Annotated in this window: 4 protein-coding genes; all 4 read right to left on the reverse strand. The window is 66.8% G+C overall.

Annotated elements, in window-relative coordinates; translation table 11 throughout:
• Positions 1–530, reverse strand: a 530-nt coding sequence (locus tag ELR45_RS02985) for a cell division protein SepF (protein WP_129663480.1), incomplete at its 3' end; no start/stop codon positions are given.
• A gap of 388 nt (positions 531–918) precedes the next feature.
• Positions 919–1,650 (reverse strand): peptidoglycan editing factor PgeF, encoded by a 732-nt coding sequence (gene pgeF / locus ELR45_RS02990; protein WP_129663264.1) that lies wholly within the window; start codon positions 1,648–1,650, stop codon positions 919–921.
• A gap of 100 nt (positions 1,651–1,750) precedes the next feature.
• Positions 1,751–3,016, reverse strand: coding sequence for a cell division protein FtsZ (gene ftsZ, locus ELR45_RS02995; protein WP_129663266.1), 1,266 nt, complete (start codon positions 3,014–3,016; stop codon positions 1,751–1,753).
• A gap of 348 nt (positions 3,017–3,364) precedes the next feature.
• Positions 3,365–3,712: DoxX family protein (locus tag ELR45_RS03000; RefSeq protein ID WP_205855752.1), on the reverse strand; the 348-nt coding region annotated here is incomplete at its 5' end.

Below are 3,712 nucleotides of genomic sequence, written 5' to 3' on the forward strand. Positions count from 1 at the left end.
GCGCCATCGGCGATGCGCGCTTTGTCCTCCGCTGTGACCTGCACATCTGCGGGTGTGAGCAGGAAGACCTTGGCGGTGATGCGATCGATGCTGCCTCGCAGGCCGAAAATCAGTCCGGCTGCGAAATCGACCAGCCGCTTGGCATCGACATCATCCATCTCCGACAGGTTCATGATCACGGGGGTCCCGTCACGGAAGTGCTCTCCCAGGACCCGCGCTTCGTTATACGTGCGTGGATGTAGCGTGGTGATGCGGGCTTCCCGGGCGGCGGGCGCGCGGCGTGGCGCCGCGGTGGGCCGCCGGTCGGCCAAGGACGACACCGTGGCGGTGTGATCGCGCTCACGTTCGCGATCACGCTCCCGGCGATCCGGCAGCCGTTCCGGCTCCGGGTGCTCATGGGCATCCACAATCTCGTCCTCGTACTCGCCTTCGTACGGTTCGTCGTAGTCATCGTCATACTCATCTTCGTAGCGGTCCCGGTCCTCCACGAGGCCGAGGTAGACCGCAACCTTGCGCATTGCGCTGGCCATGCTCCAAGACCCTCCGCACTAGTGGTGGCCGGTCACTACCTTTCGTACCACTGACACTAGCTTGGCCAAACGCCTCGAACGAGGATTACAGAGCTCGACACGCACGGTGTGTCGTTAGAGATCTACGACACCATTTGATGCTGAAGTGCTTTCTGTGGCGACTGAGGCTGAAGTTATCGATGTGATTCAAGAATGGCCGGTCTGTCGCGCAACGCACGGCATCTGTAGCGCACTGGACACGGGTGGCAGGCGCGGACCGGCAATCCGTCCACGAGGCCGCCATGAGCGATGAGTCAGACGACTCTCTCGTTCGCGTGCGCGCAGAGCATGTTCGCGTGGGCGCGGAACATCTCGTGGGCGCGGAGCATAAGGAGACGGGCGGCCTTCTCTATGCCCGGACCCAGGCGAGGCCCGCGAAGCGGCCCGTCACGCCGTCCCTGCGGTACGAATACAAGGCTGGATCCTCGATGGTGCATGGCGATTCCGCGGCAAGCGGCTCCGCGCCGAGGTCGTCCAGCTGCGAGAGCACACCGCCAGGCACGTCCACGGCGGGTGTACCGTGCCGCGTCGTCGCCCACGACGCCGGAACGGCGGCCGCCACGTCCGCCCGCATGGCCTCTGGAACCTCATAGCAGGCACCACAGACCGCGGGCCCGATCCGCGCGACGATGCGTTCGGCTCCGAGGTCGCGCATGACCTTCACCACAGCCGCCACGACGCCCGCCGCCATGCCCGGGCGGCCGGCATGAGCAACACCGACGATCCCCCGCTCCGGGTCCCCGAGCACGACGGGCACGCAGTCGGCGACCATCACCGCCAGCGCGAGGCCGGGGCTCGCGGTCACCATCCCGTCGACGGCCGGAGCATCCTCCGCACTCCATGGCTGCGGGCCGTCCACCACGGCGACGTCGGCACCGTGCACTTGGTTCATGTACACCACGCGCTCATCTGACAGGCCGATGCTGCCGGCCAGCAGCGCACGGTTCTTCTCGACCGCGGCCGGTCGGTCGCCGACATGCCGCGCGAGGTTGAGCTCATCGAATGGAGGCTCGCTGACACCGCCGAAACGGTCGGTGAAGGCGAACGTGGAACGGCCGTGGGAACTGAGATCGGCGATCACAGCTCTATCTTGCCTCCCAGGCTCCGGCCGGCGATGCGCGCCTGAGGGTCCCGCGCGAAGAGGCAGTCGCCCGACGCACGAGGCCCCGCTCGCGCGACCTTTACTTCAGGAAGTCCGGCACGTCCAGGTCGTCGTCGGCTGGCACGACGCGGCGCTGCTCACGTGGCCGCGGCGGCTCCGCCTCGGGACGAGGCCGGGACTCGCGCACCGGCTCACCGCCACCCGTGTTGTTGCCCGAGTGGCTTCCCGAGCTGTCAGACGACGAGTCCGAGGACTGCCTCGACTGTGCTGCCCGATCGTTTCTAGAGTCGTCGCCCGCCTTCGGCTCCTCCGGAGGCGGAGGGGCCTGTGTCGCGCCGTTGGCGGCATCGCCCTGGCCTTCGGAGCGGCGGACCGTGCCCAGCTCACGTCGCGGTGGGAACCCGCCCTCGAAGCCCGCGGCGATCACGGTCACTCTGACCTCGTCGCCCAGAGCGTCGTCGATCACGGCGCCGAAGATGATGTTCGCCTCGTCATGCGCGGCTTGTGACACCAGATTCGCCGACTCGTTGATCTCGAACAGACCCAGGTCGGAACCGCCGGAGACGGAGAGCAGGACGCCATGGGCGCCGTCGATCGACGCCTCCAGCAGGGGTGACGAGATCGCCATCTCGGCCGCTGCGACCGCTCGGTCTTCCCCGCGCGCGGACCCGATACCCATCAGCGCCGAGCCCGCGTTGCTCATCACGGACTTCACGTCCGCAAAGTCCAGGTTGATCAGCCCGGGCGTCGTAATCAGGTCCGTGATGCCCTGGACACCGGAGAGCAGGACCTGATCCGCGCTCTTGAATGCGTCGAGGACGCTCACCTGGCGATCGCTGATGGACAGCAGCCGGTCATTGGGGATGACGATCAGGGTGTCGACCTCTTCGCGGAGCGCTTCGATGCCCGCCTCGGCCTGCATCGCCCGACGCCGCCCCTCGAACATGAACGGCCGCGTCACCACACCGATGGTCAGTGCGCCGAGCGACCGGGCTATCCGAGCGACGACCGGAGCTCCTCCGGTACCGGTACCACCGCCCTCGCCCGCCGTGACGAAGACCATGTCGGCACCCTTGAGCACCTCTTCGATCTCCTCGGCGTGATCATCGGCAGCGTTGCGCCCGACGTCGGGATTTGCCCCGGCGCCCAGGCCACGTGTCAGATCCCGGCCGACGTCGAGCTTGACGTCGGCATCGCTCATCAGCAGAGCCTGGGCGTCGGTGTTGATCGCGATGAACTCGACACCCTTGAGGCCGACCTCAATCATGCGGTTGACCGCGTTGACACCGCCGCCACCAATACCGACGACTTTGATCACCGCGAGATAGTTCTGCGGAGCAGTCACGTCCAGTCGCCTCTCAATCGAGTCCCGTTCTAAACCCTCACCCTCAAGTTGAGGTTTATAGTTATGTCAACCTGAGCGCTTTAAACGACGCTAAGCGGACCAACGCCGCACGGCGCACCGACACGCCGAAGAAGTCCATGATCAACATCATACGGAACTCGATCATTGCCTCGAGCACCGTCCCACGACCCTCGCGGCGCCCGAGCCGCTTCCTCGCTCCGCGTCTGAACCACCGCCCCACTCAGCGGTTCGCGCAGCCATCGCGGCGTCGTACTCGACAGCACGGCGGGTGGCCACACCCTCGTGTGCCCACCCGCCGGCGTCGAACGATCGCAGCGAAGGCGCCGCCTACCCGGCCGAGGCTCGCGCCTTCGAGCCTTTCGCGACGCCGAGACGCGGAGCGATCACGTGATCGAGGCTGAGCCGGCCGCCGCCGATGCCCGCGAACACCAGACTCGCAGCTCCGAGCGCCAGCACCAGCTCCGCACCATCCTGGTCGACGAACATGCCGTTGCCCACGTGCGCGAAGATATACGCGCCGACCATGTCGACCACGAGCAATATGCCGGCCAAGGGCGTCACCAGGCCCACGACGAGCGCCGCTCCTCCGATCAGCTCGACCAACGCCGCGAACCACGCCGCCGCTGTAGCGAACGGGACGTCCATCTGCTCGAACCCGGCGGCCACACCGTCGAT

The sequence above is a fragment of the Phytoactinopolyspora endophytica genome (genome assembly GCF_004138495.1).
Taxonomy (GTDB): domain Bacteria; phylum Actinomycetota; class Actinomycetes; order Jiangellales; family Jiangellaceae; genus Phytoactinopolyspora; species Phytoactinopolyspora endophytica.